At 36.4% G+C, this 15,072-nt stretch carries 13 protein-coding genes; 9 read left to right on the forward strand and 4 right to left on the reverse strand.

The genetic code is table 11. The annotated features are described in order from the left end of the window. The first annotated feature begins 36 nt into the window (after positions 1-36). From NYE73_RS18525 to NYE73_RS18555, 7 genes are all read left to right on the forward strand, one after another. Positions 37-1,608, forward strand: coding sequence for an ATP-binding protein (locus NYE73_RS18525; protein WP_254660059.1), 1,572 nt, complete (start codon positions 37-39; stop codon positions 1,606-1,608). Beyond that, positions 1,605-2,273, forward strand: a complete 669-nt coding sequence (locus tag NYE73_RS18530; RefSeq protein WP_066038081.1) for a response regulator — start codon at positions 1,605-1,607, stop codon at positions 2,271-2,273. The genes NYE73_RS18525 and NYE73_RS18530 overlap by 4 nt, the downstream gene beginning before the upstream one ends. A gap of 280 nt (positions 2,274-2,553) precedes the next feature. Further along, the gene (locus NYE73_RS18535) at positions 2,554-3,588 is read left to right on the forward strand and encodes a DctP family TRAP transporter solute-binding subunit (protein ID WP_340815667.1); all 1,035 of its coding nucleotides are present in this window, start codon (positions 2,554-2,556) and stop codon (positions 3,586-3,588) included. A gap of 57 nt (positions 3,589-3,645) precedes the next feature. After that, positions 3,646-4,692: a DctP family TRAP transporter solute-binding subunit gene (locus NYE73_RS18540; RefSeq protein ID WP_066038083.1), complete on the forward strand. Its 1,047-nt coding sequence runs from the start codon at positions 3,646-3,648 to the stop codon at positions 4,690-4,692. Positions 4,693-4,937: 245 nt separating this feature from the next. After that, positions 4,938-5,435, forward strand: a complete 498-nt coding sequence (locus NYE73_RS18545) for a TRAP transporter small permease (protein ID WP_048391136.1) — start codon at positions 4,938-4,940, stop codon at positions 5,433-5,435. Further along, entirely contained in the window at positions 5,416-6,684 is a 1,269-nt protein-coding gene (locus NYE73_RS18550; protein ID WP_048391134.1) for a TRAP transporter large permease, read from the forward strand. The genes NYE73_RS18545 and NYE73_RS18550 overlap by 20 nt, the downstream gene beginning before the upstream one ends. A 9-nt stretch (positions 6,685-6,693) precedes the next feature. Continuing rightward, positions 6,694-7,905 (forward strand): MFS transporter, encoded by a 1,212-nt coding sequence (locus NYE73_RS18555; protein ID WP_259948528.1) that lies wholly within the window; start codon positions 6,694-6,696, stop codon positions 7,903-7,905. Between the two features lie 15 nt (positions 7,906-7,920). Here the strand turns inward: NYE73_RS18555 and NYE73_RS18560 are convergent, their stop codons facing one another. The 4 genes from NYE73_RS18560 to NYE73_RS18575 form a co-directional block, all read right to left on the reverse strand. Then, the gene (locus tag NYE73_RS18560) at positions 7,921-8,826 is read right to left on the reverse strand and encodes a DMT family transporter (protein WP_259948530.1); all 906 of its coding nucleotides are present in this window, start codon (positions 8,824-8,826) and stop codon (positions 7,921-7,923) included. 157 nt (positions 8,827-8,983) lie between these two features. Then, positions 8,984-10,195: an amidohydrolase gene (locus tag NYE73_RS18565; RefSeq protein WP_259948533.1), complete on the reverse strand. Its 1,212-nt coding sequence runs from the start codon at positions 10,193-10,195 to the stop codon at positions 8,984-8,986. Continuing rightward, positions 10,192-11,442, reverse strand: a complete 1,251-nt coding sequence (locus NYE73_RS18570; protein WP_066038087.1) for an amidohydrolase family protein — start codon at positions 11,440-11,442, stop codon at positions 10,192-10,194. The genes NYE73_RS18565 and NYE73_RS18570 overlap by 4 nt, the downstream gene beginning before the upstream one ends. 44 nt (positions 11,443-11,486) lie before the next feature. Beyond that, positions 11,487-13,046 carry a glutathione ABC transporter substrate-binding protein gene (locus NYE73_RS18575; protein ID WP_048391124.1) on the reverse strand — a complete coding sequence of 520 codons (1,560 nt, stop codon included), beginning with the start codon at positions 13,044-13,046 and terminating at the stop codon, positions 11,487-11,489. Between the two features lie 182 nt (positions 13,047-13,228). Between NYE73_RS18575 and NYE73_RS18580 the strand changes: the two genes are divergently transcribed. Together NYE73_RS18580 and nikB are read left to right on the forward strand one after the other, a co-directional pair. After that, entirely contained in the window at positions 13,229-14,131 is a 903-nt protein-coding gene (locus NYE73_RS18580) for an ABC transporter permease (RefSeq protein WP_048391122.1), read from the forward strand. Between the two features lie 14 nt (positions 14,132-14,145). Further along, the gene (gene nikB / locus NYE73_RS18585; RefSeq protein ID WP_048391119.1) at positions 14,146-15,066 is read left to right on the forward strand and encodes a nickel ABC transporter permease; all 921 of its coding nucleotides are present in this window, start codon (positions 14,146-14,148) and stop codon (positions 15,064-15,066) included. Positions 15,067-15,072 lie beyond the last annotated feature (6 nt).

The raw sequence follows: 15,072 nt of genomic DNA on the forward strand, positions 1-15,072 counted from the left end.
AAAGAAAGCTAATAGCTATCGCTCTTTTATATGTCTATGAAAAATATATCTTTACGTCTAAAAATGTTTATTTTTTCATTTATTATTGTCCTTTTTTCTATAGCAACAAGTGGTGCTATCATGATCCATAACCTTTCGGGTGCATTTGAGAAAGAATTTGGAGCACGAGCCATTGCTATTGCGAGAACCGTTTCACAACTGACAGATGTACAAAATAATGTTGGGAAACCGAATGGATTTGAAGTTATTCAACCCATTGCAGAGAGAATTCGTTTAACAACTGATGTTGATTATATCGTGATTATTGATATGAAGAAAATCCGCTATTCTCACCCTTCTGAGAGCAAACTTGGCACAGTTTTTGAGGGTGGAGACGAAATAGAAGCTTTTTCACAGCATGAATACATATCAAAAGCTCAGGGAGTGCTTGGCTATTCCATCCGTGCATTCGTTCCTATAATGAATGAAGAAGGTACACAACAAGTTGGTGTTATTACAGTTGGGTTACTCACCCCAAAATGGTACAACCTACTAGATGAATATCAATTTGATATATTGATTTCTCTTTTTTGGGGACTAGCTATTGGATTAGGTGGTTCAGTCTGGGTGGCTAATCACCTAAAGCGTCAAACATTTAATTTAGAGCCATACGAAATCGCTCGCTTAGTGGAAGAGCGATCTGGCATTATACAGGCAATGGATATTGGTATATTAGCAACCGACGAAAGAGGTAATGTATCATTTATTAACCGCCTCGCAAGGCAATATACTCATTTCTTTGAACAGAGTATTTCTCGCAAAGAATTATTTAATGGGACATGGCTTGCGGAAGACATTTTACAGCAGCATGAAATATATAGACCTCTACTTATACATGACCAGATGTATTTAGTACGCACCTTCCCTATTCGAATTTTAGATCAAAATGCCGGATATCTTATAATGTTAACGGATCGTAAAGAGGCAAATATGTTAGCTGAAGAATTAACAGGGATTAAAATGCTTGTGGATTCCTTACGAGCTCAACAACATGAATATATGAACCGTTTACATAGTATTGCAGGATTAATTCAACTAGATCGTAATGATGAAGCTCTGAGTCTTATTATTGATGAAATTACGGATGAAGAGGAAATTATACAAATTTTACATGATAAAATACTTGATTACTCGATTCAAGGTTTACTACTTGGGAAGTACTCGCGAGCAAAAGAACTCGGCGTGGAACTGACCATTGATGATGATTCAAAGCTAGCCGATATTATGAGCGGTTTTTCTAGTGGTGATTTGGTAACTATAATTGGAAATTTGCTTGATAACGCGATGGAAGCATGCTTTGAATGTACGTATAAAGATGTACGATTAACGTTAATTGGCGATAAGCATTATCTATATATAGAAGTACAGGATAGTGGCTTGGGGATAATAGGTTTACCGCAACGAATTTTCGAATATGGTTTTACTACCAAACAAAAGGAAGGACATGGTATTGGCCTTGCACTTGTTAAACAAATTGTAGAATCTAATAACGGAAATATACAAGTTGAATCAACGGTCAATATCGGTACAAATATTACTATTGAGGTAGGGGTGATAGAAGAACAATGAGCAAACTTTCAGTTTTTATTGTAGAAGATGATCCAATGGTGCTTGAAATAAATAAAGGTTTTTTAAATAAAATGATTGGTTTTCAGCTTGTAGGCGAATCTATCACTGGTCGTGATGCTTACGAAAAAATTAAAGTGAAAAAACCAGATTTAATTTTACTAGACATGTTTTTACCAGATATGACCGGTATGGATTTATTTTTAAAACTCCGTTCAGAAAGGATTCCCTCAGATATTATTCTGATAACTGCTGCGCGAGATGCACCGACTGTTCAAGAGGCTTTACGATTTGGTGCAAGCGATTATCTCATTAAGCCCTTTCGCTTCGAACGTTTTGAAAAAGCTTTACAGCAATATAAAAATAGCTCTAAATTGTTTACTAATTGCACAGCCTTCAATCAAGAGGATATTGATAGTTGGCTAGGTATACAACAAGAGTCAAATGAATTACCTAAAGGCTTAAACAATTTAACGATGAAACAAATATTAGATTATTTAACAACATATCGAGTAGCTATAACTTCCGAGCAGCTGGCTCAAAATGTTGGAATGGCAAGGGTCACAGTTAGGAAATATTTAGATTTTTTAGCAACTAAAGGAACCGTTAGCATTGAACTACAATATGGAACAGTTGGACGACCAACGAAATATTATTCCATAAAATAGTTAAGCATAAATAGTTATTAAAATAAAAACTCATATAGAATCTGCTATTTTTCTTATTATGCATAGGTTTATGATGCTTTACTATGCACATTAATAAAAGAAAAGTAAGCAGATTCTTTTTTCTCTAGCAATTATCTTGTATTATAACAATTTATCAATATAACTAATTGTTATATACCATAAATACCAAAATGTTCATTATAACCATAATATTGAATATTTATTCGTATAAAATACAATAGAAAGCGTTCACATCTTATACAGTTAGGAGTGAATTAACATGTGGCGTAACCCTATAAAAGTACTTTTCTTAAACTTATGTTTTTTAACCATCCTCATAGGTTGTCAACAGCAGACCTATCCAACTGACAATGAGCAATTAAGTCATGAAGAACAAATTGTCATTCGCTTTTCACATGTTGTTGGTGAAAACACCCCTAAAGGAATGGCAGCAATTAAATTTGCAGAGCTTATTAAGGAACGAAGTAATGGTCATGTAGAAATTCAAGTTTTCCCGAATGGTGTACTGTACAAGGATGGTGAGGAGATGAATGCTCTTTTAAGAGGAGATATTCAAATGATTGCCCCTGCCATTTCAAAAATTACTACGTTTGTACCCGAATGGTCTGTCATGGATTTACCTTATGCATTTAAAAATGCACAAGAAGTTCATACATATGTTGAAAGCGAAGTTGGACAATCATTAATGAAGAGATTAAATAAACACAATCTAATCTCGATGGGCGTATGGGATAGTGGCTTTAAACAGTTAAGTAATAGTATTCGTCCCATCCAAAACTTAACTGATCTACAAGGTTTACGCATGAGAATAATGCCAAGTGATATTTTAGCAGAGCAATTTTCCATTGCCGGTGCCTATCCTAGACGAATTGATTTTAATACGGTCTTCCATCAACTACAAAAAGGCAATGTTGATGGGCAAGAAAATACGCTCACTAATATTACAAGCAAAAATCTACATTCACTTCAAGATTACTTAACTATTAGTAATCATGGTTATCTAGGCTATTTGTTATTAATGAATAATGAATTTTGGAATTCCCTCCCTAAAAATGTACAGGAGCTTTTGATTGATACTCTTGAGGAAGTACAAAAATGGGAGTGGCAACAAGCAGAGAATTTAAGTACGGAAAGACTTCAGGAAATGGAAGCATGTCAATGCATACAAATTCATTATTTAACGGAGGAAGAAATAGAGGATTGGGAGAACGCCTTTAAACCTGTATACGACTATTATGCAGAAAATTATGGTTTTATATATATTGAGGCACTTCCTAAAAATCAATTTCATTAACTAGGGTTTAAAAGGTTGCCCTTTTAACTATAAATATAAATTTTAGGGGGATATAGAATGAAAAAATGGCTTTTCATGTCATTCATGGCTTTGCTTTTACTAGTACTTGCGGCTTGTGGTGGCGACAAAAAAGAAGCAGCTTCTGCTCCAGCAGCTGAGGGAGATGGTGGCTACACCAAAGAAAAACCTCTTGTTATTAAATTCTCTCATGTAACTTCAATTGATAGTGTTAAAGGTAAAGCAGCTGAGGCATTTGCAAAACTAGTGGATGAAAAAACAGAAGGTAAAGTGAACGTTGAGGTTTATCCATCCTCACAACTATATGGAGATAATGATGAATTAGATGCCTTAGTATCAGGAAATGTGCATATGATTGCTCCTTCTGTAACGAAAATGGTAAAAATCGATCCTCGTTGGCAATATGTTGATATGCCATACCTTTTTGAAAATCAAGAGCATGCTCGTAAGTTCTTTAATTCAGATGTTGCAAAACTGATTCTAGAATCTGACCAACTAGCAGCTAACGATATTAAAGGTCTCGTGTTCTGGGAAAATGGCTTTAAACACTTTTCCAATAACAAACATCCACTTGTGACAGTGGACGATTTTAAAGGACTAAAATTCAGAGCACAAGCAGGTAAAGTTTTAGAATCGCAGTTTAAAGCTTTGAATGCTGGTTCTGCGACCATTGCATTTGGTGAAACGTACGCTGCCTTACAACAAGGAACAGTAGATGGACAAGAAAACACATTTAATAACTTTGATACTCAAAAATATCAAGAAGTTCAAAAATACTTCTCCGTATCTGAACATGGTCGTCTAGACTATGCTATCTTTGTAAACAAAACATTCTGGGAAAAAATACCTTCAGAGCTATTGACAGCAGTTGAAGAATCATTAAATGAGGCAACAACGTTAGCTTGGGATTTAGCTGCGGAAGAAAACGAAAAATCATTCGAAAACATTAAAAACTCTGGTATTGAAGTCCTTGAGCTATCAGATGCTGAAAAAGAAGCCATCAAAAAACAACTGGAACCAGTTTATGAAGAGTTTACTGATGTTATCACAGAAGAACTAATTAATGGTATTCGTGATTTAAAATAAACATGGTTCTTAAAAAAACTTACTATTCCAACAATTAGTTGATGTAAGGAATAGGAAATCGCAACAATTTCTTGGGTATTCTTTGTTAGGAAGTTGCCCGTAGTAGTGAGTTATCGTCAATATCAATAATTTTATTAGTATATCGCTTACTTACAAACGGGTGCTAAGAAGCTCACTTCAAACAGCAACATTTACAGTGGGAATAAAAGCATCCGTTTTTAACTTTAAATAAAGGAGGCTACAACATGAAGGCCGTTTATAAAATATGGGGCTACTTAGAAGAAATTCTTGCTGGAATTTTTTTCGTAGCAGGTGTCGTGCTCATTTTTTATGGGGTTATTATGCGCTACATATTTAATGAACCACAAGCATGGGTAGAGGAATTAGCACGCTATTCTATAATTTGGGGTACATTTTTGGGGTTTGGCTTAGCTCTTCGCCACAATCAGCATATACAGGTGGATATTCTATATGACAAATTAAAGCCATCGAAAAAACGTCTATTAGATTTAGTAGCAACAGGCTTGAGCATCGCCTTTTGCTTAATTTACACGTACTATGGTTTTGTTTTAGTGGAAAATCGCTATACATCTGGTATGGTTTCACTTGATATCGGGATTCCAATGTGGATTGTATATTTAGTCCTACCTCTTTCAGGTATTTTATTTTTACTAAGATTCGTAGAACGATTAGTTAATATTCTACGAGGAAAGGATGAAGAATATGCTAATCCTCTTACTTAGTTTCTTTTTGCTATTATTTCTACGCGTACCTGTTGCTATTAGCTTAGCACTTTCGACAATTCTAGTGTTCTTCCAAATAGATTTTAATATGAATATGATTCCACAGCGCATTTTTACTGCATTAGATTCCTTCCCTATGATGGCCATCCCAGGATTCGTGCTGGCTGGCGTATTAATGGCGCGCGGTGGGATATCCAAATATTTAATTGAAGCTTTACGTGCATGGATTGGGCACCTTCCAGGTGGTCTTGCAGTTGTTACAATTGTTGCCTGTGCTATTTTTGCCGCTATTTCAGGCTCTTCACCTGCCACAGCAGCAGCAATCGGCTCTATTATGATCCCTGCAATGATTTCAGCAGGCTATAAAAAACGTTATTCCATGGGACTTGTGGCAGCAGGTGGTACATTAGGAATTTTAATACCACCGAGTGTTCCACTAATTATTTATGGTATCACCTCGGAGCAATCAATTGGTGAGTTATTTATGGCTGGGGTTCTTCCTGGATTAGCTTTAACAGGAATTTTAATTATTGCTGCTATCGTTTATGCGAAACGCAATGGATTTAATGGAGATCAACCAGCTTCTTGGGAAGAACGTGGGCGTAAATCTTTAAAAGCCATTTGGGGAGCATTTTTACCTTTTTTAATTTTAGGAACAATCTATTCAGGAGTTGTGACACCAACTGAATCAGCGGTGATAGCTGTTTTCTATGGTCTTATTGTATCCTTGTTTATCTATCGTGAAATGAAGCTAAAGGATTTCCGCGAAGTATTAGTAGAATCTATTAATATTACCGCTATGATTTTCTTAATAATAGGTGCCGCTTCGTTATTTGGACTCTATTTAACAAATGCACAAGTACCACAGCAAGTGGGTGCATGGATTGCAGAAAGTGATTTAAATAAGTGGATTTTTATGATAGTTGTCAATATTTTGTTCTTTATCATGGGTATGTTCTTAGAAGCCGTCTCCATTATTCTAATTACTTTACCAATTTTATTACCAATCCTTGCACACTTCGATATAAATTTAATCCACTTTGCCATTATTATGACGATTAATATGGAATTAGGAATGATCACTCCACCAGTTGGATTGAATCTCTTCGTGGTTAGCGGTATTGCAAAAGAAAAACTTGGGGAAGTGGTAAAAGGCGTTATACCGTTTATCATTTTAATGATTATCTTCTTAGCACTTGTTGTCTTAATCCCACAACTTTCTCTCTGGTTACCAGAGCAAATGAAATAAGGTTTTAAGATGGGCATAAATACAAAGGGTTATTCAATAAGAGATCGCTCTTTTTGGACAATTGTCATTAGTTTGGGCGGGGCTTCTGTTTTTGTCTTTGCAGCAATGTATTCTGTTCAGCCCCTGCTCCCCTTCTTTACAGAGCAATTTCATATTTCTGTATCCGTTGCAAGTCTATCCGTATCTATGACTACTCTATCAGTAATTCTTGGATTAATCGTACTAGGTTTTTTATCAGATCGTTATGGAAGAGTTTTGTTCATTCATTTATCCATAGTTTTTACTATCATACCTTTTTTTTTCATGCCACTAACTGATTCTTTTTCTACTATTATTTTATTACGCTTTATTCAGGGCTTTGCTATTGCAGGTGTACCTGCAGCAGCACTTGCCTATCTTAGCGAAGAAATTGATCAACAATCAATGGGCTTTGCCACTGCATTGTATATTTCTTGTAATGCACTAGGCGGAACAATTGGTAGACTCATGATGGGGTATGTCACTGAATATTTTTCATGGAAAATGGCATTTGTTTCATTAGCCATTATGGGGTGCATCGTTATGGTAATTGTCTGGTGGATGCTACCTAAATCCAAAAATTTTTCGGTACAACAGCGTACGATTCAACAGGATTTACAAGGCTTTTGGTTTCATTTGAAAAACCCTCAATTATTGATGCTTTTTGGATTAGGAGTTATTTTACAATTATCCTTTACTGGAGTTTGGTCATTTATTCCCTATTACTTAACAGCGCCTCCTTTTTTATTATCTTTACAAAGCATTTCTTTTATTTTTTTAGCCTATGGTTTAGGTATTATTGGTTCGCCTATTGCTAATTCACTTGCAGGAAAAGTAGGATTACATACCATTCGAACATTTGGTGTTTGTTTATTAACTGTGGGAATACTTTTTACATTAAGCAAGTCACTTTTCATTATTGTAATTGGACTTTGTCTAGCATGTTTAGGTTTTTTTACTGCTCATGCATTAACTTCCTCATTGGTAAGTCGGCTAGCTCTTTATCAAAAAGGAAGCGCCTCTAGTCTATATTTGGTCGCTTATTACCTTGGGGTGGCCTCTGGAAGTACAATACTAAGCCCTGTTTGGTCATTATTTCAGTGGCATGGTATCGTAATCATTACTGCTTTTCTGCCAATAACATACCTATTTATTTTAAATTCGCTACAGAAACAGCAAAAAAGAGATGTACTCAAAAAATGAGCATCTCTTTTTTTGCTAATTCATTGTTTTTTTTACAAGGACAATTGCTTTAATTTCTTTATAATAAATACACAACAAAATTCCTACTAAAATAAATAAAGAGCCATATATTTGAACACTTGTAGGGAATTGTTTTAAAAATACAGCACTCAATAGCATGGCTATAGCTGGCTCAAAGTTTAACAACAACGACGCATTTGTTGAGCCGACCTCCTTCATTTTTTGATTCCACATTAAATTGCTTACCCCATGAATAATAATCGCTGATAAAATGAGCAAAAACCAGTAGGGTATTGCAACTTGCCAATTCGTCTGCGGCAAAATAGTAAATGAAAACGGTACAAGCACCAGTAAACCTATTAAATTTGTATAGAACGTAATCGACTGGGCTGACATTTTCAGACTAAGATGATTGACAATAATGAGGAACAAAGCAAAGCTTAGCATTGTAATTAAGCTCAGCACCTCACCCTTACCGATTGAAATGGTGATAAGTGCCCCTTTTGTAATGATGAGGCCAACACCAACAAATGAAAGTATTGCACCTAGCCAAAATATGCCGTTACGTGATTCATGATAGATCATTTTATTCAGCAGAGATGTGACAATCGGTGCACAGGCTAATATTAAAGCCGCAGTGATAGGAGAAGTGTGCTGGAGACTAGCATAAAAGCTATAGTGATTAATGGAAACGCCCAGTATTCCTGCAAGAATCAATAACAATAAATCATTTCTTGTAAATGTTGTTCGGTAGATTGCTTTCCAACTAATCCCCCCTAAAAAGAGAACAATGACAATCAATCTAAAAATGGCAACCGTTAAAGGATCCCAATGTTCAATTAAAATAGAGCCAATAATGAAGTTACTGGCCCAAAAAAATACACAGCTAAATAAAATCATATAGATTGTTAGTTGTTTCATATTTTATCGCACCCGCAAATAAAGAGATTTCTACATAAGTAATGGCAAATCTACTTCCCTTTCCTTTATTCATCTTTTCTATTAAAACATAAGTATAGCAAACTAGAAAATTTCTAGTTTGCTATGTTATCTAAATAAGGGGGATTTAGATTTATGCTTAATTGATAAACTTTCCTTTAGACATAACCACTCGGTTGGGTGGTTTACGTGCAATAACTTCCGCGCTTGATACTGCGTCAAAGAATACAAAACTTGCTTCGTCCTTCACATTCGGCCAAACCTTCTGACCATTTGCATCTAATGGCGTGACACCACTTGTAATATATTTTAATGTTTGTCGAATAGAGCGTTCGTCAAGTTTACGAGAAATATCTGCAAAAGTAGTCGCTTTTTCTAAAATATCTCCTGAGCCATTAGGACTCCAAGAATCATAAAAGCCGTCACAACCAAAATGGACATCCACGCCGTGCTCTGTTAGTAATTCAATCGGTGGAATTAATCGTCGCAAATCAAATGGCACCGTTGACATTATTTTTACTTGTTGTTGTGCTAAACGATCTGCAATTTTATGTTGCTCCATGATAGATACATCACCAAGTGAAAAGGCATGACTTATTGCCGTTCTCCCCTGATATTTGGCATCCTCCACGATGTCTATCCATTTATCGATTGTATAATACCCAACATGCCCACCATCATGTAAATGAATATCGACATCAACATTAAATTCCTGTGCAATATCCATCACTTCATAAAGAGAAGGCTCGATCGAGTTATCGATGCCCGCTGGATCTAGGCCGCCAATCATCGTCGCTCCATTGCGTAAAGCTTCACGCAATAATTTAGGGACATCATCTCTTAGTAGACCATGCTGTGGAAAGGCAATGACTTCGGATGTCACGACATCTTTATAATCGTCCAATGCCGCTAGTACACCTTCTAAATTTTTTAATCCAATGTATGGATCGATATTGACATGTGTACGAATATGATTCGCACCATTCTTAAGGATTTTTTCAATCATTGCAGCCGCACGTTGTTTACCTGTTGTAGCAAGAACGGATAACTCTTGTGCTTCACGATCTAGTCGTTCCTTTAAATTCTTTACGGGCACACAAGCCTTCCACGGTAAAGATAAGTATGTTTTATCTAAATGATTATGCATTTCCTTAAAGGCAGGTAATAGCAGCTTCCCTTTCATATCTGTGACTTCGTTTTGAGAATCGATTGCGTCTGTTGCGGGTACAATTTGCGAAATGAAGCCATCTGTAATTTCAAGATGAAAAAGCTCCACTTTCGTTCCAACTGTATCATTTTCCTTTAGATATTCTCCTGTTTCAAGTAGAACATTTGTAAGCCAGTGCTTCATCTGAATTCTCCTTTCAACTCTCCTACATCCTGTTGGTGAATCATTTTGCCTTGTGAAATGACCGTAGTAATTGGGCATCTTCTTGCTATCACATGGGCAGTGCTCACGCCATCCACTAACAGCATATTCGCTTTATCACCAACTTGTGGCCAAACACGTTCTCCTACATCATTCAATGGTGTGATACCACCAGAGGCGTATTTCCAAGCTCGACTTAATGAATATTCATCAATAAAACGGAATCTCTCCGCCATGACATTTAATTTCATAATCGTATTACCAGTACCATATGGTGACCAATGATCTGTTAAGCTATCATGTCCCACAGATACCTTTACACCATTGTTATAAAGATAAGGAATTGGTATTGTCGAACGGTTCAAATCGATTGGTACAGTTGTTGTTACATCCATTTGTACCTCAGCCATGGCTTGAACTAAATTTTCTAAACGTGACTGTTCTAAATCAGCAAGTGCCATCGCATGGCTAATTGTGACTTGACCTTCTTTTTTCGCCTGTTTCGTTAACTCAATCAGTTTATAAAATTCAAATTCGCCTAGCGTGTTCGCTGTGTGAATATGAATATCGATCCCTGCATTATAGTCTTGTGCAATACCCATCGTTGTTTGCAATGACTTTTCGATATTGCGATCTACAATGGATGGGTCAACGCCTCCAACAAGCGTTGCTCCCATCGCCATTGCCTCACGGATTAGTCCCTCTACATTGGAGCGTAATAAGCCATGCTGTGGAAAGGCTACAATATCATAGGTGATTTGATCTTGATAGTTTGCTAAAACCTGTTTTGTAATTTCAATATGCTTTGTCCCAATTTGTGGGTCAACATTACAATGTGAACGAATATGTGTGTGTCCTTGGGAAATGAGCCACTTCACCATTTCCTCAGCTCGATAAGCAGCTGTCGGCAATTGTTTAGGTAGTAGTGTTCTTTCTTCTTCAATGCGTGTTAAAATCCCTTTAGTAATGGGTCTTGGTGCCTGCCATTCTCCGCCGAAATACGTTTTATCAATATGAATATGCATTTCTCGGAATGAAGGGACTAATAGTTGCTGTTGTGCATCTATTACTTCTACATCTTCATCAGCCACTATATCCTTATCTACTTGTTGAACATGTCCATCTTCGATTAGAACATCATAAATACCTGTACGAGTAGCAACAATGTGTTCATTTTCGCGCTCATATGCTTCTTCTAATCTCACATTTTTCAGCAATAGTTTACTCATAGTTTCCTCCCAATTGGTATTTTTTCGTCTATCACCAAATTTGATTACTCTACAATTTCAACGCCACTGATCATCGTGTAGTTAGATGCATCTAACCAGAAACCTTTTACAGCATTGCTGTAAACTGCTAAATGCTCATAGTTACGCACTGGAATATACACAGCTTCGTCTAACTCGATTTGCATTGCTTTTTTGTAGATTTCATTACGTGCCTCTTGGTTTGCTTCAGAACGCCCTTGCTCAATTAGCTTGTCTACTTCTGGATTTGAATAGTAGAAATGGTTTCCTGGAGGCCCCATAGATGCAGTGTGGAATAGATTGTATTGGTTATAATCAGCATCACCCGTTGCATTACCCCAACCACTAATAAAGATTTGATGCTGTTCTTTCGTAATTTCAGAAATAAATGCACCATACTCCATTACTTGAATATCAACATCTAATCCGATTCCTTTTAATTGAGATTGAATAACCTCCGCCATGTTGATACGCTCTTTACGGTCACTTGTCAGTAATTTAACTTTTGTTCCCTCTTGAACGCCAGCTTCTTTTAACAATTCTTTAGCCTTCACTACATCATAGTCATACGGTTTCGTTTCACTAGAATATCCAATAATTTTTGGACTCATTGCAGAATTTGCAAGTGTTCCTACATTATCATAAATACCGCTAATAATTGCTTCACGGTCAACAGCATAGCTAATAGCTTGACGTACTTTTACATCAGATAATAACGTATCTTTCACGTTGAATCCGATAAATTCTACTGCTAGTCCTTCTGCACGGAATAAATTCATCGTTGAAGAATTTTCAATACGATCAATCTCTGTTACAGGTACTTGTTCAGCAATATGTGCTTCTCCACTTTCAATCATTGCTAGACGAGTAGAATCCTCTGGTACAACTTTAAATGTTACTTTATCTACTTTCGGTACAGTCCCCCAATAATCTTTATTCGAAATTAAAGTGATTTCTTGACCAGATTTCCAAGTTTCAAATACAAATGGGCCTGTCCCTACTGGATGAGTTGCTAATTCGTCCGCTGCTTCAGCAATCGCTTTCGGGCTCATCATGCTACCCTCTTGACTGGCTAAAATAGATAGAAGCGGAGCATATGGTTCTTTTAATTTCAACGTTACAACATATTCATCATCTACCACTACTTCACTAATCATAGATAATTTATCACGCTGTGGTGATCCAGTTGCAGGATCTAGAATTCGGTCAAATGTCGCTTTTACAGCCTCTGCATTAAAATCTGCTCCATCATGGAATTTAATGCCTTCATTTAATGTAAATGTCCAAGTGACTTCATCTTTTTGCTCCCACTCTTTTGCAAGTAATGGAACAATTTTACGATCTCTATCAAAAGCGACAAGTGTTTCATATACCTTGCCATGAATAATATTTGCTGATGGAATATCTGTAATAAAGTGAGGATCAAGACTTGTTGCATCTGCTGCTCTTAGAACAACTAATTCTCCTCCTACGCTTTTTGATCCCTCTTTGGAACCTTCTGTACTATTATTGCTAGCAGTAGAGCAGGCTTGCAGAATAAGTACAGTTATTAGTGCCATGAATAAAAACAACTTCATTTTCTTCATCAACATTTCCTCCTTGTGTGATTTGTTCCTTACATTTCGAATTATAAAGAAATAAAATTCACTTGTTTTTTAAAATTTTTACGTGTTTTTTAAATTTTCTGACTAATAAGCCATAAAATATTTACATTCTTTACGCTTTTCACTAAATTGAAATCAAATCAAATAGAAAAGGAGTATTCGATATGAATAAAGTAACAACTACTATTGATCATTCTGTTTTAGTAAATGCACGCAAGGCATCTAGAAAAAAGAATCTTGTTTCTTTCCTAAACAAAATCAAAAAGAATAAAGCAGCTGTCGTAGGAGGCATCATCATTCTTCTATATATATTGATGTTTCTTATCGGGCCCATTTTAGCCCCTTACGATCCCTACGACGTACAATTAGATCAAAAATTACAAGGACCAAGCGTTGAACATCTAATGGGAACGGATGACAAAGGGCGAGATATTTTAAGTCGAATTTTATATGGATCACGTTTATCAATTGGTGTTGGTATTTCAGCTGTTTTATTCGGTGGTACAATTGGCACTTTCTTAGGTCTTATTGCTGGCTATTATGGCAGATGGGTTGATTCTATTATTAGTCGAATTTTAGATATCATGCTTGCGTTCCCAGGTATTTTGCTAGCTTTAGCGATTGTTAGTGCATTGGGGCCGAGCCTTATCAATGTCACAATTGCTGTTGGTTTTTTCTCTATTCCTATGTTTGCTCGTATTGTACGTGGCTCAACAATGGAGGTTAAAAAATTAGAATATATCGATGCTGTCAAAACACTTGGAGCAAATGATATGACGATTTTAATTAAGCATATTTTTCCAAATATTTTATCACCCATTATTGTACAAGCATCTATGCGCTTAGCAACCGCTATTCTATCTGCAGCAGGACTATCATTCTTAGGTTTAGGTGCTCAGCCACCATCTCCTGAATGGGGTGCCATGCTTTCTAACGGACGAGATTTCCTATTTACCGCTCCTTATATGGCGCTATTCCCAGGTATTATGATTTCTATACTTGTATTAGGTTTTAACTTATTTGGTGACGGTTTACGCGATGCGCTAGACCCAAGAATGAAAAATTAAAGGAGAGAAGACACATGACATTATTTATCTTAAAACGACTAGCTCAAATTATTCCAGTAACACTTGGTGTAACGCTTGTTGTTTTTCTAATTATGCAGATGATTCCCGGAGACCCAGCGATTATTTTAGCAGGAGAAGGAGCTTCTCAAGAAACGGTTGCAGAATTACGTGAAAATTTAGGGCTCAATAAACCATTAGCAGTTCAATATACAGACTATATTAAAAATCTTCTACAAGGAGATATGGGTAACTCTTTAAAAAATAATCAACCAGTATTCGAGGAAATTACCTCCCGATTACCGATTACCATAGAGCTAGCCTTTTATAGTATTTTAATCACCATTGTTCTGGGGCTTATTGCGGGTATTATCTCCGCTATCCGTCCTTATTCTTTGATGGATGTAGGATTAATGGTAGTCGCTTTATTAGGGATTTCCCTTCCAAGCTTCTGGTTAGGAATTTTATTAATGTATGTATTCTCTGTACAGTTACACTGGCTTCCTGTAGCAGGCTGGGATAGTGCCAAACATATTATTCTACCAGCTGTCACACTTGGTGCTGGTGGAGCTGCCATCGTCGCTCGTATGACTCGCTCTAGTATGTTAGAGGTTGTAAACCAAGACTATATACGAACAGCGAAAGCAAAAGGCTTAAAAGGATACATCATCATTTTAAAGCACGCATTACGCAATGCCTTGATTCCAGTTATTACAGTAGTAGGCTTACAGTTTGGTAGTTTACTTGGCGGAACAGTTTTAGTTGAATCTGTTTTCGCTGTAAACGGATTAGGACGAATGATTGTAGATGCCATTCGAACACGTGATATACCAGTCGTACAAGGTGGCGTTCTTGTTGCCTCATTAATATTTGTTTTCATTAATCTTTTTGTAGACATATTGTATCGATTCTTTAATAAACGAATGGATTTAAACTAAGGAGGG

The sequence above is a fragment of the Lysinibacillus sp. FSL K6-0102 genome, from assembly GCF_038003545.1.
Lineage (GTDB): Bacteria > Bacillota > Bacilli > Bacillales_A > Planococcaceae > Lysinibacillus > Lysinibacillus capsici.